The 20,341-nt window shown below is 70.9% G+C and carries 17 protein-coding genes; 13 read left to right on the top strand and 4 right to left on the bottom strand.

From position 1 onward, the window contains the following. The first annotated feature begins 119 nt into the window (after nucleotides 1–119). From C0010_RS08670 to C0010_RS08660, 3 genes are all read left to right on the top strand, one after another. A complete protein-coding gene (locus C0010_RS08670; RefSeq protein ID WP_105566683.1) occupies nucleotides 120–1,547 on the top strand; it encodes a CCA tRNA nucleotidyltransferase in 1,428 nt (475 codons plus the stop codon). 292 nt (nucleotides 1,548–1,839) lie between these two features. Continuing rightward, nucleotides 1,840–3,024 (top strand): glycosyltransferase, encoded by a 1,185-nt coding sequence (locus C0010_RS08665; protein WP_105566682.1) that lies wholly within the window; start codon nucleotides 1,840–1,842, stop codon nucleotides 3,022–3,024. Nucleotides 3,025–3,158: 134 nt separating this feature from the next. Beyond that, nucleotides 3,159–4,370: a glycosyltransferase gene (locus C0010_RS08660; RefSeq protein WP_105566681.1), complete on the top strand. Its 1,212-nt coding sequence runs from the start codon at nucleotides 3,159–3,161 to the stop codon at nucleotides 4,368–4,370. Nucleotides 4,371–4,495: 125 nt separating this feature from the next. On the opposite strand, the gene C0010_RS08655 is transcribed toward C0010_RS08660, so the two are convergent. Beyond that, the gene (locus C0010_RS08655) at nucleotides 4,496–4,963 is read right to left on the bottom strand and encodes a hypothetical protein (protein WP_105566680.1); all 468 of its coding nucleotides are present in this window, start codon (nucleotides 4,961–4,963) and stop codon (nucleotides 4,496–4,498) included. A 111-nt stretch (nucleotides 4,964–5,074) separates the two neighbouring features. On the opposite strand from C0010_RS08655, the gene C0010_RS08650 reads away from it, so the two are divergent. From C0010_RS08650 to C0010_RS08630, 5 genes are all read left to right on the top strand, one after another. After that, nucleotides 5,075–5,617, top strand: coding sequence for a TRAP transporter small permease (locus C0010_RS08650; protein ID WP_105566679.1), 543 nt, complete (start codon nucleotides 5,075–5,077; stop codon nucleotides 5,615–5,617). After that, on the top strand, nucleotides 5,614–6,888 hold the full coding sequence (locus C0010_RS08645) for a TRAP transporter large permease (protein ID WP_105566678.1): 1,275 nt from the start codon (nucleotides 5,614–5,616) through the stop codon (nucleotides 6,886–6,888). The genes C0010_RS08650 and C0010_RS08645 overlap by 4 nt, the downstream gene beginning before the upstream one ends. Next, nucleotides 6,885–7,832: a shikimate dehydrogenase gene (locus tag C0010_RS08640; protein WP_232531869.1), complete on the top strand. Its 948-nt coding sequence runs from the start codon at nucleotides 6,885–6,887 to the stop codon at nucleotides 7,830–7,832. Before C0010_RS08645 ends, C0010_RS08640 begins: the two co-directional genes overlap by 4 nt. Next, nucleotides 7,822–8,835 (top strand): DctP family TRAP transporter solute-binding subunit, encoded by a 1,014-nt coding sequence (locus C0010_RS08635; RefSeq protein ID WP_105566677.1) that lies wholly within the window; start codon nucleotides 7,822–7,824, stop codon nucleotides 8,833–8,835. The genes C0010_RS08640 and C0010_RS08635 overlap by 11 nt, the downstream gene beginning before the upstream one ends. A gap of 179 nt (nucleotides 8,836–9,014) precedes the next feature. Beyond that, nucleotides 9,015–9,656 (top strand): TetR/AcrR family transcriptional regulator, encoded by a 642-nt coding sequence (locus C0010_RS08630; protein ID WP_105566676.1) that lies wholly within the window; start codon nucleotides 9,015–9,017, stop codon nucleotides 9,654–9,656. Between the two features lie 73 nt (nucleotides 9,657–9,729). Here the strand turns inward: C0010_RS08630 and C0010_RS08625 are convergent, their stop codons facing one another. Further along, complete coding sequence (locus C0010_RS08625; protein WP_105566675.1) at nucleotides 9,730–11,517, bottom strand: sugar phosphate isomerase/epimerase and 4-hydroxyphenylpyruvate domain-containing protein; 1,788 nt, start codon at nucleotides 11,515–11,517, stop codon at nucleotides 9,730–9,732. A 192-nt stretch (nucleotides 11,518–11,709) separates the two neighbouring features. On the opposite strand from C0010_RS08625, the gene C0010_RS08620 reads away from it, so the two are divergent. The 4 genes from C0010_RS08620 to C0010_RS08605 all read left to right on the top strand — a co-directional run bounded on the left by C0010_RS08620 (nucleotide 11,710) and on the right by C0010_RS08605 (nucleotide 17,164). Further along, the gene (locus C0010_RS08620) at nucleotides 11,710–13,443 is read left to right on the top strand and encodes a carbon starvation CstA family protein (RefSeq protein WP_105566674.1); all 1,734 of its coding nucleotides are present in this window, start codon (nucleotides 11,710–11,712) and stop codon (nucleotides 13,441–13,443) included. Nucleotides 13,444–13,447: 4 nt separating this feature from the next. Then, nucleotides 13,448–13,729 carry a cory-CC-star protein gene (locus C0010_RS08615; RefSeq protein WP_105566673.1) on the top strand — a complete coding sequence of 94 codons (282 nt, stop codon included), beginning with the start codon at nucleotides 13,448–13,450 and terminating at the stop codon, nucleotides 13,727–13,729. A gap of 70 nt (nucleotides 13,730–13,799) precedes the next feature. Then, nucleotides 13,800–14,771: an ArsA family ATPase gene (locus tag C0010_RS08610; protein WP_105566672.1), complete on the top strand. Its 972-nt coding sequence runs from the start codon at nucleotides 13,800–13,802 to the stop codon at nucleotides 14,769–14,771. A 257-nt stretch (nucleotides 14,772–15,028) separates the two neighbouring features. Beyond that, nucleotides 15,029–17,164, top strand: coding sequence for an ATP-dependent Clp protease ATP-binding subunit (locus C0010_RS08605; RefSeq protein ID WP_105566671.1), 2,136 nt, complete (start codon nucleotides 15,029–15,031; stop codon nucleotides 17,162–17,164). An 82-nt stretch (nucleotides 17,165–17,246) separates the two neighbouring features. On the opposite strand, the gene C0010_RS08600 is transcribed toward C0010_RS08605, so the two are convergent. After that, nucleotides 17,247–18,338 carry an ABC transporter permease gene (locus C0010_RS08600; protein WP_105566670.1) on the bottom strand — a complete coding sequence of 364 codons (1,092 nt, stop codon included), beginning with the start codon at nucleotides 18,336–18,338 and terminating at the stop codon, nucleotides 17,247–17,249. Further along, nucleotides 18,335–19,219, bottom strand: coding sequence for an ABC transporter ATP-binding protein (locus tag C0010_RS08595; protein ID WP_105566669.1), 885 nt, complete (start codon nucleotides 19,217–19,219; stop codon nucleotides 18,335–18,337). Before C0010_RS08595 ends, C0010_RS08600 begins: the two co-directional genes overlap by 4 nt. Before the next feature lie 269 nt (nucleotides 19,220–19,488). On the opposite strand from C0010_RS08595, the gene C0010_RS08590 reads away from it, so the two are divergent. Beyond that, nucleotides 19,489–20,046, top strand: coding sequence for an NADPH-dependent FMN reductase (locus C0010_RS08590; protein ID WP_232531868.1), 558 nt, complete (start codon nucleotides 19,489–19,491; stop codon nucleotides 20,044–20,046). The last annotated feature ends 295 nt before the right edge of the window (nucleotides 20,047–20,341 follow it).

Here is a 20,341-nt window from a genome sequence, read left to right as displayed (position 1 = left end):
CGCGGACACGTCGCGCCGCGGCGGGAGCGGCGGGATCCTGCCGGGGCCCATCGACGCGGATCCCGACGCCGCCCGGCGCGTCAGGGGAACCCGGATGCGCGCCCGATAGCCTGGAGGGCATGCTCAACATGGCCGCCGGGCTCGCCCGCCTCGGGGAACTCGCCGCCCATCCCGTCGTCGCGACGCTCGCGCGCGCGTTCGACGACGCCGGCTTCTCGCTCGCCGTCGTCGGGGGGCCGGTGCGCGACGCCCTGCTCGAGCGCGCGACTCACGACCTCGACTTCACGACGGATGCGCGGCCCGACGACATCCTGAGGATCGTCACGCCCGTCTCGTCCGCGCAGTGGGACATCGGGCGCGAGTTCGGCACGATCGGCGCGCGCGTGCGCGGCGAGCAGGTCGAGATCACGACCTACCGCGCCGACAGCTACGACCACGCCACCCGCAAGCCGACCGTCGAGTTCGGCGACACCCTCGAGGCCGACCTCACCCGGCGCGATTTCACCGTCAATGCGATGGCGCTGCGCGTTCCCGAGACCAAGCTCGTCGACCCGACAGGCGGCGTCGAGGACATGGTCGCCGGCGTGCTGCGCACCCCCATCGACCCCGACATCAGCTTCGGTGACGATCCGCTCCGGATGCTGCGGGCCGCCCGCTTCTCGTCGCAGCTGGGCTTCGCGCTCGCCGAGCCCACCCGCGAGGCGATGGCGCGCCTGCGCGAGAGCCTGGCGATCGTGAGCCCCGAGCGGATCCAGGGCGAGCTCATCCGACTGCTGCAGACGCTCGACCCGGCCCCCGGCATCCGGGAGCTCGTCGACTCGGGGCTGATGGACGAGTTCCTGCCCGAGATCGGTGGGCTGCGCCTCGAGGTCGACGAGCACCACCACCACAAGGACGTCTACGAGCACTCCCTCACGGTGCTCCGGCAGGCGATCGACCTGGAGCGCGCCCGTACGCCGGAGGCGGAGCCGGATGTCGCGCTGCGGCTGGCGGCGCTGCTGCACGACATCGGCAAGCCCCGCACCCGCAAGCTCGAGCCGGGCGGCGCCGTGACGTTCCACCACCACGACGTTGTCGGGGCCCGGATGGCGCGCAAGCGCATGCAGGCGCTGCGGTTCAGCGGCGACATGATCTCGTCCGTGACGACGCTCATCGAGCTGCACCTGCGCTTCTTCGGCTACTCGGAGGGCGCCTGGACCGACTCGGCCGTGCGGCGCTACGTGCGCGACGCCGGCGACGAGCTCGAGCGCCTGCACATCCTCACCCGCGCCGACGTGACGACCCGCAACCGCCGCAAGGCGGCGCGGCTGAAGGCGGCGTACGACGACATCGAGGACCGCATCGCGGTGCTCCGCGAGCAGGAGGAGCTCGACGCCATCCGGCCGGAGCTCGACGGCAACCGCATCCAGCAGGTGCTCGGCATCGCGCCGGGCCCCGCCGTCGGCAGGGCCTACAAGTTCCTGCTCGACCTGCGCCTCGACGAGGGCGCGCTCGGCGAGGAGGAGGCCGAGCGCCGCCTCCTCGCGTGGTGGGCCGAGCAGGGCTGAGGCGGCGGGAACGTCGCTCTCGGCGCGCTCTTCTCGGCGCCGTCTGCCGTATGGTGCCTTCAGCGCGCTGAAGCGGAGCGTTGCGCGGCGGGCGGGGACGTCTGACGGCACCGGGCTCATCGATGCACCGTGCGGGCACCGGAACCCCGACACCCGATCACCCTGTGTTCGTCGATCCCGGTATCGGCCGCTCGGGTCATCCGGCCGCCTGCCCGGGGGTTAACCTCCGTTCTGCCTGATAGCGCCGCGTGCTGGCGGACATCCCAGGCGCTCCCGGGTAGCGTCGGGTCTCGTGCAGAACACAAGCCACGGCCGACCGCTCACCATCGTGATCGGCTGCGACACGTTCGCCCCCGACATCAACGGGGCGGCGCGCTTCGCCGAGCGACTGGCGGCCGGCCTCGTCGAGCGCGGCCACGACGTGCACGTCGTCGCACCGAACACGACGCACCGTGCGTCGGCGCCCGCGACCGAGGTCATCGAGGGCCAGCCCATGACGGTGCACCGCCTGCCGTCGTGGAAGATGCCCGTGCACGAGTGGCTGCGGTTCGTGTGGCCGTGGCGCGCGAAGCATCACGCGCGGCGCGTGCTCGGCGAGGTGCACCCGGATGTCGTGCACATCCAGTCGCACATCGTCGTCGGGCGCGGGCTCAGCAGGATCGCGCGGCGGCGGGGCATCCCGATCGTCGCGACGAACCACGTCATGCCCGAGAACATCGTCGACTCGGCGCGCCTGCCGAAAGCCCTCAGCCGCAAGGTGATCGACGTCGCCTGGGCGGATGCGAAGCGCACGTTCGACCTGACGAGCGCCGTGACGACGCCGACCCGCCGCGCGGCCGACTTCCTCGAGTCGATGGTCGACGTCTCGGGGGTCATCCCCGTCAGCTGCGGCATCGACAAGCGCAGCTACACGCCAGACCTGACGCCGCGTGAGGACGCCCGCATCGTGTTCGTCGGCCGCATCACGGCCGAGAAGCAGGTCGATGTGATCATCCGGGCGCTCGCGGCGCTCGACCCGTCGCTCGGGGCGACGCTCGAGCTCGTCGGCGACGGCGACCAGCGGCCGGGGCTCGAGAAGCTCGCCGACGAGCTCGGCGTGCGCGACCGCGTGACGTTCCGCGGGCACGTCACCGACGAGGAGCTCCGGGAGTCGCTCACGCGGGCGAGCGTGTTCGCGATCGCGTCGATCGCCGAGCTGCAGTCGATCGCGACCATGGAGGCGATGGCATCCGGGCTGCCGGTCGTGGCGGCCGACGCCGTCGCGCTCCCCCACCTCGTGAACCCCGGCGAGAACGGCTACCTCTTCCCGCCCGGCGACGTCGACGCGCTCGCGGCGCGCCTGACCGACGTCCTGAGCCAAGCGCCGGATGAGCGCAGGGCGATGCAGCAGGCCTCCCTCGACATGGTCGACGTGCACGACATCAACAAGACGCTCGACACCTTCGAGGCCCTGTACCGGGGCGAACCCCTGCCGTAACCCCCGCGCCCGGGCTATCTCTTCATTTCTGGCACATCTCCGGGCGTCCACACCACCGGAGATGTGCCAGAAATGAAGAGTTGTCAGGGGCTTCGGGTGGGGCGGTAGCGTCGGGTGGGGAGAACGGGGGCCGGATGCACGTCGTGATGTTCGCCGACCAGCACGTCGAGACGATGGGCGGGGCGCAGGTGTCCACGCGCCTGCAGCGCCGGTACCTCGAGCTGGCCGGGCACACCGTCACGATCGTCGCGCCGCGGCGGCACGGGCCGCGCGCCGCTGCGAACGCTGCCGATCCCGCGTACGCCGACCTGCCGTCGATCCCGATCACACCCGACCGCGAGTACTCCCTCACCTGGCCGGGCAGCGCGGCCGATCGCGCCGTCGACCGCGCCATGGCGGGGCGCCCTCCTGTCGACGTCGTGCACGTGCAGGCCGACTTCTGGGGCGCGTTCCTCGGGCACCGCTTCGCACGCAGGCACGGCCTGCCGCTCGTGCACACGATGCACAACCGGGTCGAGGAGGGCATCCGGGCGACGGCGCCGCTCCCCGGCCTCGTGATGCGCGCGCTGAACGCGTGGCGCCGCGCGGCGCTCCCAGGGTCGGGCGGCGGCTCCGACGGTTGGGCCTACCTGCGCGGCCTCGCCTCGGGCGCCGACGCCGTGACCGCCCCATCCGGCCACTTCGCGCGGCGCCTGGAGCGCCACGGGGTGTTCTCGCCCGTCGACGCGCTGTGGAACGGCGCCGACGACGAGGTGCTCGAGATCGTGCGCGCGGCGGCTCCGGCGGAGCGGCCGGCCGGCCCGCCGCGCTTCGTCTGGATCGGGCGAATGAGCCCCGAGAAGCGCCTGCTGCCCTTCCTCGAGGCCGTCGCGCTCGCCGATGCGGACATCCGGGTCGAGGTGATCGGCGGCGGGGCGCAGCGGGCGAGGGCCGAGCGCCTGGTCGCGCGCCTCGGCCTCGGCGACCTCGTCGTGTTCTCCGGCGGCCTCCCCTACCGTGCGTCCCTCGAGCGGATCGCTCGCGCCGACGCGCTCGTGCAGACATCGATCGGATTCGAGACGCAGGGGATGACGCCGTTCGAGGCGGCCGCGCTCGGCACTCCGAGCGTCGTGAGCGACCCCGACATCGCCGCAGAGGTCGGCTCGGGTGTGTGGCACGTCGGCGACGGCCCGCGGCCCGACCCCTCGCCGGCTGCGCTCGCCGAGGCGCTGCGCACAGCGGCGGCCGACATCCGGGCGGGCGCCGCACCGACCCCGGATGAGGAGGTCGGCCGCCGCTTCCGCCAGTCGGCCCGCACGCCAGAGATGATCGCGGTGTACGAGCGCGTCCGCTCCGGCCGCTCCTGACCTCCGGCGCCGGGCTCACCCGCTTCGGCCGGGCCACCGCTCCGGTGTCGGATCCCGCGCCATGCGCGGCGCCTGCGGCGCGTTCCCTGCGACCGGGACGGAGGCCGGGAGCCGGCGCGGGTGCCTCAGATGAAGGAGTACGCGAGGGGCGTGAGGAGCGTGTTGAACGCGATGCTCAGCAGGATCGCGGCGTTGGCGCCGATGCCGATGCCCGTCAGGACGCGTTTTGTGCCCGTCAGGGCGACGCAGCTCAGGATCAGCCCGAGGAGGGCGAGGGTTCCGACGACGCCGATGTTCGCGAGCGCGATCACGGACGAGTAGACCGCAACGTCCATGGATCCGGTCTGGAACGCGGCGGCGATTCCCGCCGAGACGAAGGGCCCGGCGAGCAGCGCGAGCACGGCCAGGACGAGGCCCGACCACGCGAGCCCCGCGCGGGTGCCGCGCGGGCGGGGCACGGCTGCCATCTGATGCGACGGCGTCTGCGGATGGCCGGGGAGCGGCTGCCGCGGGGCCGACCCGTCGGCAGAGCTCATGCCGCCCTGGGCATACGGCTGCTGCTGCGGCTGATCCGGCTGCTGGTCGTTCGACATGCTCCCAGGCTACTGGGAACGGTCGGCGCCGCGCGCGATTGGGGTTGCATCGCTATGTACTAACCAGTACGTTATGAATCGACCCCGTTCGTGGACCGACAAGGATGTCCCATGACCGACAATGCCGCACCGGCGCGCGCCCCCTGGTGGCGCACGCTGGTCCGCGTGATCACGGCGATCGAGATGACGATCGCGATCGCGTGCCTCATCACGATCGCCGCACTCGTCTTCTTCCAGGCGCTGCAGCGCTATCTGCCCATCGAGCAGATCGCCTGGACGGGCGAGGTCTCGCAGTTCTGCCTCGTCTGGCTGACCTTCGCGGTCGCGGGCGTGCTGATCACGACGCGGGGCCACATCGCGCTCGAGGTCATCGACGGCTTCCGCGGCCGGACGCTCGTGCGCATCGTGCAGACGATCGCGATGCTGCTGTCGGCGCTGTTCGCCGTGCTGCTGGTGGTCGAGGCGATCGAACTGATCGGTACGCAGGGCATCATCAAGTCGCCCGTTCTGCGCCTCCCGATGTCGCTCGTCTACATCCCGATCCTGGTCGGGGTGGCCTCGACGGCCGTCCGATCGCTGATCCAGGCCGCGCAGATCGCGATCACCGGCCCGATCCTGCCCGACGTCGAGGACGATGCGGAGGTCGTCGCATGATGCTCGCCCTGCTCGGCATCGCGATCGCGGTGCTCCTGGTCATCCGGGTTCCTGTCGCGCTGGCGTTCCTCGGTCCGTCCGTGGTCTACATGTGGGCGAACGGGCAGTCGGTCGGAAACGCGCTGCGCGAGGTGTTCAACGCCGCCAACAGCTTCCCGATGCTCGCCGTCCCCCTGTTCGTCCTGCTGGGGGCGCTCGCGAACCACGCCGGCATCGCCGACCGCCTGTTCCGCTTCGCGCTCGCGCTGCTGGCCCGCGTGCGCGGCTCGCTCGGCTACGTCGCGATCGGCACGAGCGTCGGCTTCAGCTGGATGAGCGGGTCGGCCGTCGCCGACGCCGCCGCCCTGGGCAAGGTGCAGATCCCGCAGATGATCCGCGCGGGCTACGGCCGCCGCTTCGCGACGGGCGTCTCCGCGTCGTCCTCCCTGATCGCACCCGTGATGCCGCCCTCGATCCCCGCCGTGATCTACGCCGGTCTCGCGGCGGTGTCGACGGGGGCCCTGTTCGCTGCGTCGGTCATCCCCGCGCTGCTGATGGCCGCCGGGCTGATCGTCGTCGTGGCGGTCCTCGTCGCCAGGAACCCGAAGGTGACCCGAGACGAGTTCGACCGCCGCGAGGTCCTCGCGTCGGCGAAGGGCGTGATCCTGCCGCTCGTGACGCCCGTCATCATCCTGGGAGGCATCCTCGGCGGCGTCTTCACGCCGACGGAGGCGGCCGCGGTCTCGGCCGTGTACATCCTGATCGTCGGCGTCGTGCAGCGCTCGCTGTCGTGGCGTTCGCTGCTGGCGGCGCTCAAGGAGACGGCGCTCACGACGGGCGCCATCATGCTCATCGTCGCGACCGCGTCGCTGCTCGGCTACATCCTCGCCCGCGAGCGCCTGCCGCAGCTGATGACAGACGCGATGCTGTCGATCAGCGACGACCCGACGATCTTCCTGCTGTTGGTCGTCCTCATCTGCCTCATCCTCGGCACCGTGATCGACGCGACCGCCGTTCTCGTCCTGATCGTGCCCATTCTGATCCCGATCGCGAACACCTACGGCGTCGACCCGATCGTGCTCGGCGTCGTCGCGATCATCTCCCTCATGATCGGCCTGCTGACGCCGCCGGTCGGCACCGTCCTGTTCGTGACGTCGACCGTGTCGAGGACGCGCATCGGCGAGGTCTTCCGCGGCACGCTGCCGTTCATCGTGCCGCTGGTCGTCGTCGTTCTGCTGGCGGTGCTCTTCCCCGCCGCCGTGATGTGGCTGCCGGGGGTGATGGGCCTGTGAGCGCGCTCGTGCATTCCACGGCACCGCTGCTGCCCGGCGCGCCCCGCACCGTCCTGCTCGGTCTGATCGGCCACGGAGTGCGCCCGTCGCTGACGCCCCGGCTGCACGAGCTCGAGGGAGCGAGGCACGGCATCGGCTGCGTGTACCGGCCGATCGAGATCGCCTCCGACGCGGTCGATCTGGATGAGCTCGGCCGAGTGCTCGGCGCGGCGCGCGCTCTCGGCTTCGACGGCCTGAACGTGACCCACCCGGCGAAACAGGCGATCATCCCGCTGCTCGACGGGCTCGCGCCGAGCGCCGAACGGATCGGCGCCGTGAACACGGTGCAGTTCACCCCGGACGGCCTCGTCGGTCACAACACCGACGTGACGGGCTTCGGCGCAGCGTTCGACCAGGCCTTCGGCGCCGGCCCGCATGGGCGCGTCGTGCAGTTCGGGGCGGGAGGGGCCGGCTATGCGGTCGCGGCCGCACTGGCGGAGCGCGACGTCGCGGAGCTCGTGATCGTCGACCCCGTCCTCGAACGGGCGACCGCCCTCGCCGAGCGGCTCGGCGGCTCGGTCGGCGGCGTGCGCGCCGCCGAACCGGATGAGGCGGGGCTGCTCGACGATGCGGAGGGAGCGGTGAACGCGACACCTTTCGGGATGGCGGGTCTGCCGGGCAAGGCCTTCGACCCCGATCGGCTGCCGATGGGCGCGTGGGTCGCCGACATCGTGTACCGGCCGACCGAGACGGCGCTGCTGGCGGCGGCGCGCCGGCGCGGACTCGGCACCATGAACGGCCTCGGCATGGCGGCGGGACAGGCGATCGACGCCTTCGAGATCTTCACCGGGCTGACAGCGGATCGGGCCGCCATGATCCGGGACATCGACGCGCTGGCGGCGGCAGAAGCCGTCGGCGGGCAACGGAACACCACCGAGGAGAGGAACAGCAACCATGAACGTTAGGACTAAGCGAGCAGCGTGGGTCGCTCTGGTCGGCGCGGCGGGGATCGCGCTGGCCGGGTGCGGAAGCGGCGGCGACGGCGGAGGGGGCGGCGGCGAGGTCACGATCGACCTCGCCACGAGCTACAACGAGGACCAGCCGCAGCACACCTGCGGTGTCGACACGATCGTCGACACGGTCGAGCAGGCCGATGTGGGCCTGTCGATCGAGGTGTTCCCGTCGAGCCAGCTCGGCGGCGACGCCGACCGCATCGCGGCCGTCGCCTCGGGCGACATCGATATGGACCTGCAGGGCGCGTCGGCCCTCGGCGCCGTGCACGAACCCGTGTCGGTCCTCGACGCGGCCTACGCGTTCGACGGGCCGGAGCACCTCGCCGCCTTCGCCGCCAGCGAGGAGGGGCAGCAGGTGTTCGCCGATTTCGAGGCGGCGAGCGGCATCCGCACCCTCGGCGTCTGGTCGGCGGGCGCCCGCCACTTCACGTCGAACGATCCGATCTCCGCACCCGCCGATCTCGAGGGCAAGCGCATCCGGTTCCCCGGTTCGCCGCAGTACCTCCTGAACGCGGATGCGCTCGGTGCGCAGGCGACGGAGGTCGCCTATGAGGAGGTCTACCTGGCGCTGCAACAGGGCACGGTCGACGGCCAGGAGAACCCGATCACCAACATCGACTCGCTGAACCTGCAGGAGGTGCAGGACTACATCAGCCTGACGGCGCACCAGCTGAACACCAACCTCGTCATCATCGGCGACGTGTGGAACGACCTCAGCGACGAGCAGCAGGCGGCCCTGCAGGACGGCGTCGACAAGGCGGTCGAGGGCGTCACTCAGTGCGTCGCCGACGAGGAGGCCGCCAAGATCCAGGAGTGGAAGGACGCCGGAGAGTGGGAGGTCAACGAGGACGTCGACATCGAGGCCTTCCGCGACCAGGCCGTGGGCTGGTTCGAGGAGAACCTCACGGGCGACCAGCTCGCCGTGTTCGAGGCGATCCGCGCGACCGCGGAGTAGCGGCGGCTGAGCATCCCCGTGCAGCGGTCGGGGATGCTCAGCCGGGGCAGGGCCTCCGGCGGGGCGGGCGGGGCGAATGCCCGCTCCGCCGGAGCACGCTTCTGCCGCGGCGCACGCGATCCGTACGATATGAGGGACGCCGCGGTCGAACGTCGGCGGCCGGACGACCGAGGGACACCATGACCACCAGCGCACAACGGCCGCGCATCCGCGACGCGGAGCGGACGCGGCGCGAGCTCCTCGACGTCGCGGCGGAGGTCTTCGCCGAGCACGGCTATTCGGGGGCCCGCGTCGACGAGATCGCCGACCGCACCCGCACGACGAAGCGGATGATCTACTACTACTTCGGCGGCAAGGAGCAGCTGTACTCCGCCGTTCTGGAGCGCGCGTACCGCGGCATCCGCGAGGAGGAATCGCGCATCGACGTCGCGGGGCTCGACCCCCTCGAGGCGCTGCGCGAGATCGCGACCGCCACGTTCGACCATCACGTCGGCGACCCGGAGTTCATCCGGCTCGTGATGATCGAGAACGTGCACGGCGCGCACTTCCTGAAGCGCATCGACTCCCTCCGCGAACTCGGCCAGCCGGCCGTCGATCTGCTCGATGTGATCCTGCGCCGCGGGCGGGAGATGGGCGAGATCCGCGAGGGCTTCGACGCCCTGGACGTGCATATGCTCATCAGCGCATACTGCGTATTCCAGGTGGCGAATCAGCACACGTTCGGCCACCTGTTCGGCCGCGACCCGCTCGCGCCGGAATCGCTCGAGCGCACCCGTGCCATGCTCCCCGACATCGTCGAGGCCTGGGTCAGCGCGCGCTGAGGCCGCCCCAACCCTTCATTTCTGGCACATCTCCGGTGGCTGCCACCACAGGAGATGTGCCAGAAATGAAGAGTTACGGCGTGGGGGTCGCGAGCTGGCGCTGTGCGCTGAGGCGCACGGGCGCGTTGGGGGCGCCGTAGCCGTCGTAGTTGCCGCGGCGCTCGACGATCTCGAGGAACACCCCGCCGATCGTCGGGGTGTAGAAATGCACGAACTCGCCGTCGGCGTCGCGGTCGTAGAGCAGGTCGAGCTCGCGCAGCGTGCCGAGGGTGTCCGCGTCGAGAGAGAAGCGGGCGGCGACGTCGTCGTAGTAGTTCGCGGGCACGGGCAGGAAGCGCAGGCCCCGCGCCCTGGCCGCGCGGGCGACCGCGACGGCGTCGTCGACGCGCACCGCCGCATGCCGGTCGGGCACCGGAGCCGTCGGCGGCGCGAGGTTCATGGGCAGCCGGATGACGGCATCCGGCGTCGTCATCACCTGGCTGCGGACGAGGCCGCGTGGGCCGGGAACGTCGGCGGCCGACTCGGCCTCGAGGCCGACGACGCTCGACATGAACAGCACGGCCTCGTCGAACTCTTCCCATGGGTACGAGACGTTGACGTGATCGATCGCACCGGAGAGCGATGCCTCGTGCGCTCCCCCGATGAACTCGCGCACCCACGAGTCCTCCGCGGGCCGATCGTTCCAGTACACCTCAGTGCCGTCGGGCGACGCGACGGCGCGCAGCTCGACCTCGCCGCGGTACGTGCGGCGGTACACGGGGGCGGCGCCGAGCTGTGCGGCGCGCTCCGCGGCGGCTGCCGCGTCGCCGACCGCGACGCCGATGCCCGTCAGGCGCGGAGACTCGTGCCGCAGCTGTTCGTTGAGGATCACGCGGGCACTGCCCGCCGTCCACAGCCGCACGGGCTTGGACCGATGGCCGCCGCGGAACGCGAAGCCGAGCTGACCGAGCATCTGGTCGAACTCGTGCAGGTTGGCGCCGGCGATCTCGACGAAGTCGACCTCGCGCGCCGGCTGCGGCGCGATGATCCGATCGGCGTCCCAGCCGTTCTCCGCGGCGGTGCGGTCGGCCAGCCAGGTCAGGGAGCGCCGTGCGTGCGCCGCCGTGCGCACGACGTCGGTCTGCCGGAAGGTGTCGTTGAAGACCTCGAGCGAGAGCGGTCCCGCGTACCCGGCGCGCAGCACGTGGCCGAGGAACCCCGTCAGGTCGAAGTCCCCCTCGCCGGGGAACAGACGGTGGTGGCGGCTCCACTGCAGCACGTCCATCTCGAGCGCGGGGGCGTCGGCGAGCTGCAGGAAGAAGATCTTCTCGCCGGGGATGCGCTCGATCGCCTCCGGGTCGAAGCCGCGGCTGAGGATGTGGAAGCTGTCGAGGCAGACGCCGAGATTGTCGCGGTCGGCGAGCTCGACGAGCCTCCAGGCCTCGCGGTAGTCGTCGACGTACGCGCCCCACGCCAGCGCTTCGTACGCGATCCGGATGCCGCGCTCCGCCGCCAGGTCGGCGATCGCCCGCAGGTGGGCGACGAGGGTGTCGTCGTCGCCCGTCGTCGCGGTCGCCACGTTGCTGCACAGCAGCATGAGGTCGGTGCCGAGGCGCTCCATGACGTCGAACTTCGCCGCCGCGCGGCGGAGGTTGGCCGCGAGTGCGGCCTCGTCGACGCCCTCGAAGTCGCGGAACGGCTGGAACATGTCGATGCGCAGGCCGAGGCGGGCGCACAGCGCGCGGATCTCCTCGGGCGACTCGGGAGCGGCGACGAGGTCGGCGTCCATGATCTCCACGCCGTCGAAGCCGGCGGCGGCGCACGCGTGGAGCTTCTCGACCAGGCCGCCGGACAGACACACTGTCGCCACTGAAGTGCTCATGCGGTCAATGTACCAAAAGGTACATTACTTGCACACCCCACCACCCGCACGGCGGCCGCATAACGAATCGGACATCGTGAGCGTGGTCTGCGTGTTGCCTATGTGGCGGATGTGAAGCTGGACCCTGCGCACTCCCCGGCGCGCCGGCCCGGCGCGCTCACGGCAAGTCAAAGACGACAGAAAGGCACGATCATGGGCCCCGTCATCCTGATGCTCATCGGCCTCGCGATCTTCGCGTTCGGCTATCTGATCTACTCCAAGTACCTCGGCAAGCGCGTGCTCAAGCTGGACCCGGCGTTCGTGACGCCCGCGCACGAGAAGCACGACGGCGTCGACCACGTGCCGACCAACAAGTTCGTGCTCTGGGGTCACCACTTCACGTCCGTCGCCGGCGCCGCGCCCATCGTCGGGCCCGCCGTCGCCGTGATCTGGGGCTGGCTGCCCGCGTTCCTCTGGGTCACGATCGGCACCGTCTTCTTCGCCGGCATGCACGACCTCGGCGCGCTCTGGGCGTCCGAGCGCAACAAGGGCCGCTCGATCGGCGCGCTCGCGGCGCGCTATATCGGCCGCCGCGGCTCGTACGTCTTCCTGCTGGTGATCGGCCTGCTCCTGCTGATGGTGATCGCGGCCTTCGCCGTCGTCATCAAGGATCTGCTGATCGGGAGCCCGTCGGCCGTGATCCCGGCCTGGGGCGCGATCCCCGTGGCGATCCTCATCGGCCTCGCGGTGTACAAGCTGAAGTGGAACCTCACGGCGGTCACCATCGTCGGCGTCGTCGTGCTCTACGGGCTGATCTGGGTCGGCGACCAGTTCCCCGTCGTGCTCCCCGACCCGATTCTGGGCATGAGCCCGGCCACGTTCTGGATCATCGCGCTGTTCGTCTACGCCGGCATCGCCTCACTCCTGCCCGTGTGGCTGCTCCTGCAGCCGCGCGACTACATCAACGGCGTGCAGCTCTTCGTCGGCCTCGCGATCCTGTTCGTCGGCATGCTCGTCGCGGGCCTGTTCTTCGGCAAGGACTTCGTCGCACCGGCGATCAACACCGCCGTCCCCGACGGGACGCCGGCGATCTGGCCGCTGCTGTTCGTCACGATCGCGTGCGGCGCGATCAGCGGCTTCCACGGGGCGGTCGCCTCTGGCACGACGTCGAAGCAGCTCGACAAGGAGACGGACGCCCGCTTCGTCGGCTACTTCGGCGCCGTCGGCGAGGGCCTGCTCGCGCTGGGCGCGATCCTCGCAACCACGGCGGGCATCCAGACCGTCGCCCGGTGGGAGGAGGTCTACAGCGCCTTCAACCAGGGCGGCGTCAGCGCATTCGTCGAGGGCGGCGGCAACATCATCGAGATGGGCCTCGGCCTGCCGCAGTCCCTGTCGGCGACCGTGCTGGCGACCATGGCGGTTCTGTTCGCGGCCACCACGATGGACACCGGCGTGCGCCTGCTGCGCTTCGTGTTCCAGGAGGCCGCGGAGGTCGTCGGGTTCCGGATCCACAACGTGGTCGCCACGATCATCGTGCTCGTGGTCTGCATCGCGCTCGTGTTCAGCCAGGGCGTCGACGGCTCGGGCGGCCTGACGATCTGGCCGCTGTTCGGTACGACGAACCAGCTGCTCGCCTCGCTGACGCTGATCATCGTGGCGATCATGCTCATCCGGAAGCGCAGCAACCCCTACGTCGCGATCCTGCCGCTGCTGTTCGTGTTCGTCGCGGCGTTCTGGGCAGCGATCGTGCAGGTGGGGACGTTCTGGAACGGCGGCACCGACACCAACTGGCTGCTGCTCATCCTGGACCTCATCATCATCGTGGCGACCATCTGGGTCGGGGTCGAGGGCATCGCGGCCATGCGCCGCGCGGCCCGCGACGAGCCGGAGGGCCCGGATGCCGACCTGGTCGACCACGTCACCATCACCGTGAAGACGGTGAAGTAGCCGGATGACCTCGTCGCGCTGGGCCCGACTGCGGAGCCGGTGGCGGGCGTTCACGCGGGGGCTCGAGGAGTTCTACGCGGGCCCCTACCGGAAGACGTTCGCCGTGGCCCGGCGCGACGAGGACGACCACTTCATGCTCGTCGTGCTCGCCGAATCGCTCGGCGTGCCCGACCCCGCCGCCTACTACACGGCCGAGCTGCTGCCGGCGGTCTACGACGACTTCCACGAGTGGCACACCCGCGCCGGCATGGAGCGCTCACCCCTGGACCACATCTCGTGCTGCTGAGCCGTGCGGGGCGGGCGGCCCCGCGCGGCTCAGCGCGCGATGAACCCGTCGGCGCCGAACGGAGAACCGGATGCTGCTGAACGACATCGCAGGCCTGCGGGCCGTCTTCGTGGGCGGCAAGGGCGGCGTCGGCAAGACGTCGATCGCGTCATCGCTCGCCCTCGCGAGGGCGCGCGAGGGCGCCCGCGTGCTGGTCGTCTCGACGGACCCCGCCCACAACCTCGGCCACCTGTGGGAGGCGCCGGTGGGCGACGACCCCGTCGAGCTGTGGCGGGCGACGGGCGGCGCCGGCGGCCAGGAAGCGACCGGCCGCGTCGACGGCATCGAGATCGACCCCGCCGGAACCGTCGACGCGCACCTGCGCGCCGTGCGGGGCACGATGGAGCGGCTGCTCCCCGACCGACTGCACAGGGCCGCCCGCGAGCACCTCGAGTCGGCGCGCGAGGCGCCGGGCACGCACGAGTCGGCCGTGCTCGAGCGCGTCGCCGAGACACTCGAGACCGGGCTGGACCGCTACGACCTCGTCGTGTTCGACACCGCCCCATCCGGGCACACGCTGCACCTGTTGGCGATGCCGGAGCGGATGACCGGATGGACGGAGAAGCTGCTCGCGAACCGCGACCGCTCCGAGCGCTACTCGGCGGCGTACGGCGCGCTGGGCGGCACGAAGGACACCTCCGACCGCGATGCCGAGCTGCGCCGCGTGCTGCTGAAGCGCCGGGCGCGGTTCTCGCTCATGCGCGACGCGCTCGTCGACCCGGCGCGCGTCGGGTTCGTGCTCGTCACGGTCGCCGAGCCCATGCCGATCGCCGAGAGCCGCGAGGTCGCCGCCCAGCTCGAGCACCTCGGAGTCGGGCTCGTCGGCGTCGTCGCGAACCGCCTCTCCCCCGCCGACGCGCTCCCGGCGCGCCGCGAGAGGGAGGAAGCCGAGCTCGACGGGCTCGACCTCGGCGCCCCCGTTACCCGCATCCCGCAGGTCGACGCCCTCATCGGACTGCCAGCGCTCACGGAGCTCGCCGACGCGCTCACCGCGTCTCGCTGAGCGGGCCGCGTGGGCGGCCGACCGGCGGCGCCGACACAATGCAGGAGACGCTCGCGGGGCAGCGCCGGTGCCGCGGATTCCTGGGGGTGGCCGGAGGCGGGTGGGCGGGATCGACTGCGTAGTGTTCGGCGGCGCGGTGAATGTTCCGGGCCGGGCTTTGCTCCGAGAACACTGCCTGCTAAACTTGAGCTTGCTAGACTCAAGTTTGAATCCGGGTGGTGAGCATCCGGATCGTCGACACGGCCGCGGGAGGGGCAATGGCAGATCAGCAGGAGCAGAAGAGCGCGCTCGAGGAGTTCGGGATCAACCTGACCGAGCAGGCGCGCAGCGGCAGGCTCGACCCGGTGATCGGGCGCGACAGCGAGATCCGACGCGTCAGCCAGGTGCTCACCCGCCGCACGAAGAACAACCCCGTGCTGATCGGCGAGCCGGGCGTCGGCAAGACCGCCGTCGCCGAGGGGCTCGCGCAGCGCATCGTCGCGGGCGACGTCGCCGAGTCGCTGAAGGGGCGCGAGCTGATCGCGCTCGACATCTCGGCCCTCGTGGCCGGCGCGATGTATCGAGGCCAGTTCGAGGAGCGCCTGAAGAGCGTGCTCAAGGAGATCACCGACTCCGACGGGCGCATCATCACGTTCATCGACGAGCTGCACGTGCTCATGGGAGCGGGCGGCGGCGAGGGCTCCGTCGCGGCGGCGAACATGCTCAAGCCGATGCTCGCCAGGGGCGAGCTCCGGATGATCGGCGCGACGACGCTCAACGAGTACCGCGAGTTCATCGAGAAGGATGCGGCGCTCGAGCGCCGCTTCCAGCAGGTGTACGTCGGCGAGCCGAGCGTGGAGGACACGATCGCGATCCTGCGCGGCCTGAAGGAGCGCTACGAGGCGCACCACAAGGTCACGATCTCCGACGGCGCCCTCGTCGCCGCGGCATCGCTCTCGCACCGCTACATCCCGTCGCGCCAGCTGCCCGACAAGGCGATCGATCTGATCGACGAGGCGGCCTCCCGGCTCCGGATGGAGATCGATTCGGCCCCCGTCGAGATCGACGAGCTGCGCCGCCACGTCGACCGGCTGAAGCTCGAGGAGCTCGCGCTGAAGAAGGAGAAGGACGACGCCTCGAAGGCGCGCCTCGCCGATCTGCGGGCGACGCTCGCCGACCAGGAGGCCGAGCTCACGGCGCTGCAGGAGCGCTGGGAGGCCGAGCGCGGTTCGCTGAACCGCGTCGGCGACCTCAAGACGCGCCTCGACGCGACCCGCGTGGAGGCGGAGCGCGCCCAGCGCGAGGGAAAGCTCGAGCGCGCGTCGCGCCTGCTCTACGGCGAGATCCCCGACCTCGAGCGCCAGGTCGCCGAGGCGGAGAGGGCCGAGCAGTCGGATGAGCGAATGGTGGGCGACCAGGTCACGGACGAGGCCATCGCCGAGGTGATCGCGGCGTGGACGGGCATCCCCGTCGGCCGCCTCATGCAGGGCGAGACGGAGAAGCTCCTCAACCTCGAGACCGAGCTCGGCCGTCGGCTGATCGGCCAGAAGGAGGCGGTGACGGCCGTCAGCGACGCCGTGCGCCGCTCGCGGGCCGGCATCAGCGACCCCGACCGACCGACGGGCTCGTTCCTGTTCCTCGGACCGACGGGCGTCGGAAAGACCGAGCTCGCCAAGGCGCTCGCGGAGTTCCTCTTCGACGACGAACAGGCCATGATCCGGATCGACATGTCGGAGTACGGCGAGAAGCACTCCGTGTCGCGGCTCGTCGGCGCCCCTCCCGGCTACGTCGGCTACGACCAGGGCGGCCAGCTCACCGAGGCCGTGCGCCGGCGCCCGTACTCGGTCGTGCTGCTCGACGAGGTCGAGAAGGCGCATCCGGAGGTCTTCGACGTGCTGCTGCAGGTCATGGACGACGGCCGCCTGACCGACGGCCAGGGCCGCACGGTCGACTTCAAGAACGTCATCCTGATCCTGACGAGCAACATCGGCTCGCCCATCCTGATCGACCCCGCCATCGGGGAGGCCGACAAGCGCGAGCAGGTCATGCGGCTCGTGCAGGCGTCGTTCAAGCCGGAGTTCGTGAACCGGCTCGACGACATCGTGATGTTCCGGGCCCTCGGGACCGACGAGCTCGCCCAGATCGTCGAGCTGCAGGTCGACCAGCTGCAGCGCCGCCTCGCGGACCGCCGCCTGACGCTGGCCGTCACCCCGGATGCCAGGGCCTGGCTCGCCGACGCCGGCTACGACCCGGTGTACGGCGCGCGCCCGCTGCGGCGCCTCATCCAGAAGGAGGTGCAGGACCGCCTCGCGAAGGCGATCCTCGCGGGCGGCGTGCGCGACGGCGACACGGTGCGCGTCGACGTCGCGCCGAACGGCGAGGAGCTCTCGCTCGCGGCGGAGCGCGTCGCCTGACCCCGCTCGGCGGCGCAGAAATGCCGCTTACTGCTCCCCCGACCCGGGGTTTCGAGCAGTAAGCGGCATTTCTGCGTCGGAGTTACTTCTTCAGCGCCTCGCCGAGCTTCACGCGCGCGCCCATCTTGAGCAGCGAGTTCTCGTAGATGCGGGCGCCGAGGGCGATCACCGCGACGCAGGTGACGACCATGATCCCGAGCGATGCGAGCGGCTCCCACCACGCCGCCTCGTCGAAGAAGAGCCTGACGGGCATCGCGACGGGCGCCGAGAACGGCACGTACGACATGATCGTCATCACGAGCGGGTTGTCGCCGAGCACGATCACGAGGAAGTACGGCAGCATCACGAGGTACATCACCGGCATCACGGTCGGCGAGATGTCCTCCTGGCGCGAGACCATCGAGCCGGCCGCGGCGAACATCGCCGACAGGAGCAGGAACCCGAGCGCGAAGAAGAGCGCGAACCACGCGACCGGGGCGCCGAAGTCGGTGACGACGTCGCTCTGGCCCGTGAACGCCAGCGCCGCGATCGATGCCGCAGCGAGCACGAGGATCTGGCCCAGGGCGAGGATCAGGTTGCCGATGACCTTGCCGGCCAGCAGGGCGCGGGCCGAGACGGTCGAGATGAGGATCTCGACGACGCGGGTCTGCTTCTCCTCGACGACGGCCGTCGAGATCGGCATCGCGAACGTCAGCGTGATGCCCATGAACAGCACACCGAACACGATGCCGAGCATGTACCGGAGGAAGAACGGGACGGCGGCGTCGTCGAGGAGCGTGACCTGGGGCTGCACGGCGAGCATCGTGACCAGACCCTCCGGCGCCTCCTCGAGCGCGACGACCTCGACGCCCGTCGGAGAGTCGGCGCTGGGCAGAACGAGGGCGTCGACGTCGCCGTCGCGCACCAGCTGCTCCCCCGCCGCTCGGTCGGTGACCTCGGTGACCTCGAGCTCCTCGGTGTCCGGCAGCATCTGCGCGGATTCCGGTGTGGCGGCGACGGGCGTCGCCGAGGTCATGTTCCCCGCGATCCCCATCCAGATGATGCCGCCGACTGCGATCAGCACCAGGATGAGGGTCGAGATGAGGAAGGCCTTGCTGCGCAGGCGCGAGACGATGTCGCGCTCGGCGACGAGCCAGGCGGCTTGCGGCGTCGAGACGGAGCTCGGGGCGTTCATCGGATGACCTCCTTGAAGATCTGGGCGAGCGAGGGCTGCTGGGGGCTGAAGCTGGCGACGTCGCCCGCGGCGACGGCCCGCTGGAGGACGCGCTGGGCAGCCGCGTCGTCTGCGGCGTCGAAGAGCGCGTAGCCGCCGTCGAAGTCGACGACCTCGATGCCGGTCTCCGCCCGGAGCCAGCCGATGTCGGCGCCCGTGAGGATCTCGAAGCGGCGCGTCGAGTGCTGTTGGCGCAGCTGCTCGCGGGGGCCGGACGCCCGCACGGTGCCTCCCGCGATGATGACGAGGTCGTCGCACAGGCGCTCGACGACGTCGAGCTGATGGGAGGAGAAGAGCACCGATGCGCCCGCGGCGGCGCGGTCCTGGAGAACGCCGGCGACCACCTCGACCGCGAGCGGGTCGAGGCCGCTGAACGGCTCGTCGAGGATGAGGACATCCGGATCGTGCACGAGGGCCGCCGCGATCTGGGCGCGCTGCTGGTTGCCCAGCGAGAGCGCCTCGATGTTGTCGCGGAGCCTCTCGCCGAGGCCGAGCTGTTCGAGGATGGCGGTGGCGCGCTCCGTCGCGTCGGCGCGGGTGAAGCCGTGCAGCCGGGCGAGGTACACGATGTGGTCGAGCACCTTCATCTTCGGGTACAGCCCGCGCTCCTCCGGCATGTATCCGAAGCGGCGCCGGTCGGCGACGGTGACGGGCCGCCCGCCGAGCGTCACGCTGCCGCCCTCGTACTCGAGCAGGCCCAGCACGATGCGCATCGTCGTGGTCTTTCCGGCGCCGTTGCCGCCGACGAAGCCCGTCAGCCTCCCCGGCGCGACGTCGAAGCCCACGCCGTCGAGCACACGGCGCTCGCCGTAGTTCTTGGTGATTCCGCTCAGCGTCAGCATCGCGGCCCCCTTTCGCTGTGTCGTGCTCCCACGGTATTGAGGCGGGCGCCGGCGGGGCCTCCCCCGCCAGGCGGAGATCTGCGGCGTCCTCCGGAAGGGGGAGCCGTCGGGGCAAGGCATCGGGCCGCAGGCGCGGGTCATTCGGAGGAGCGCTGCCGGCGGCGCGCACAGTCCGTGATCATATGCACGGGAATAGGATCGTGTCCGCGGGTGCTCCACCTGCGCGTACCGCCGGCGACGCCCGGCCCCGGATCAGAAGGAGATCATCCGTGACCAAGATCGGCTACATCGTCGGCAGCATCTCGAGCACCTCGCTCAACCGCACCCTCGCGGAGGCCCTCGCGAAGCTCGCGCCGGAGGGCGTCGAGTTCGAGGAGATCGCGATCAAGGACCTGCCGTTCTACTCGGCCGACTACGACGCCGAGTTCCCGCAGGTCGGCACGGACTTCAAGAACCACATCGAGTCGGTCGACGGCATCGTGATCGTCACGCCCGAGTACAACCGCTCGATCCCCGGTGTGCTCAAGAACGCGATCGAGTGGGCGAGCCGCCCGTACGGCTCGTTCTCGTTCGGGGGCAAGCCCGTCGCCGTGCTCGGCGGCTCGCCCGGTGCGATCGGCACTGCGGCGGCGCAGCAGCACCTCAAGGCCGTGCTGAGCCACGTCAACGCGATCGTGATGGGCCAGCCGGAGGGCTTCGTGCAGGTCGCGCCCGGCCTCATCACCGATGACCGCGAGATCACCAACGAGGGCACGAAGGCGTTCCTGCAGTCGTACCTCGACGCGTTCCTGGGGCTCGTCGCCCGGGTCGAGAAGGCCAACGCGTAAGCGCATACCTCTAGCGGCATACGCCCGCCCCGCCGCGCGCGGGGCGGGCGTTCTGCGTCGTGCGGGGTTCCTCTGCACGGGGTCGACGTTCGGCGCTGGCAAGTCACGAACGGCTTCGACGCGGTGACAAACGACGCTCTATGAATCGCGTCTGCCGCGCGGAATCTGCGACGGCGCGAGTTGGGGGCGGCCGGTCCCTCTACGGTGGTCGATCTGCGCTGCGCGGCGCCGGGTATCTGAGTTGCGGAGCCGACGGTTCAACTGGGCCCAGGTCACGAGCGACTTCGCCGCGGTG

Source organism: Microbacterium halophytorum (assembly GCF_002970975.1).
In the GTDB taxonomy this organism is placed as follows: domain Bacteria; phylum Actinomycetota; class Actinomycetes; order Actinomycetales; family Microbacteriaceae; genus Microbacterium; species Microbacterium halophytorum.
Note: the sequence above shows the minus strand (reverse complement) of the source record. Positions and strands in the feature narration are given on the sequence as shown.

Excerpts from the sequence above, each read along its gene's own strand:
- C0010_RS08615 (WP_105566673.1), top strand. The coding sequence starts at position 13,448 with ATGACCTCGTCGCGCTGGGCCCGACTGCGGAGCCGGTGGCGGGCGTTC.
- C0010_RS08620 (WP_105566674.1), top strand. The coding sequence starts at position 11,710 with ATGGGCCCCGTCATCCTGATGCTCATCGGCCTCGCGATCTTCGCGTTC.
- C0010_RS08670 (WP_105566683.1), top strand. The coding sequence starts at position 120 with ATGCTCAACATGGCCGCCGGGCTCGCCCGCCTCGGGGAACTCGCCGCC.
- C0010_RS08655 (WP_105566680.1), bottom strand. The coding sequence starts at position 4,963 with ATGTCGAACGACCAGCAGCCGGATCAGCCGCAGCAGCAGCCGTATGCC.
- C0010_RS08595 (WP_105566669.1), bottom strand. The coding sequence starts at position 19,219 with ATGCTGACGCTGAGCGGAATCACCAAGAACTACGGCGAGCGCCGTGTG.
- C0010_RS08635 (WP_105566677.1), top strand. The coding sequence starts at position 7,822 with ATGAACGTTAGGACTAAGCGAGCAGCGTGGGTCGCTCTGGTCGGCGCG.
- C0010_RS08610 (WP_105566672.1), top strand. The coding sequence starts at position 13,800 with ATGCTGCTGAACGACATCGCAGGCCTGCGGGCCGTCTTCGTGGGCGGC.
- C0010_RS08645 (WP_105566678.1), top strand. The coding sequence starts at position 5,614 with ATGATGCTCGCCCTGCTCGGCATCGCGATCGCGGTGCTCCTGGTCATC.
- C0010_RS08660 (WP_105566681.1), top strand. The coding sequence starts at position 3,159 with ATGCACGTCGTGATGTTCGCCGACCAGCACGTCGAGACGATGGGCGGG.
- C0010_RS08600 (WP_105566670.1), bottom strand. The coding sequence starts at position 18,338 with ATGAACGCCCCGAGCTCCGTCTCGACGCCGCAAGCCGCCTGGCTCGTC.
- C0010_RS08605 (WP_105566671.1), top strand. The coding sequence starts at position 15,029 with ATGGCAGATCAGCAGGAGCAGAAGAGCGCGCTCGAGGAGTTCGGGATC.
- C0010_RS08650 (WP_105566679.1), top strand. The coding sequence starts at position 5,075 with ATGACCGACAATGCCGCACCGGCGCGCGCCCCCTGGTGGCGCACGCTG.
- C0010_RS08625 (WP_105566675.1), bottom strand. The coding sequence starts at position 11,517 with ATGAGCACTTCAGTGGCGACAGTGTGTCTGTCCGGCGGCCTGGTCGAG.
- C0010_RS08630 (WP_105566676.1), top strand. The coding sequence starts at position 9,015 with ATGACCACCAGCGCACAACGGCCGCGCATCCGCGACGCGGAGCGGACG.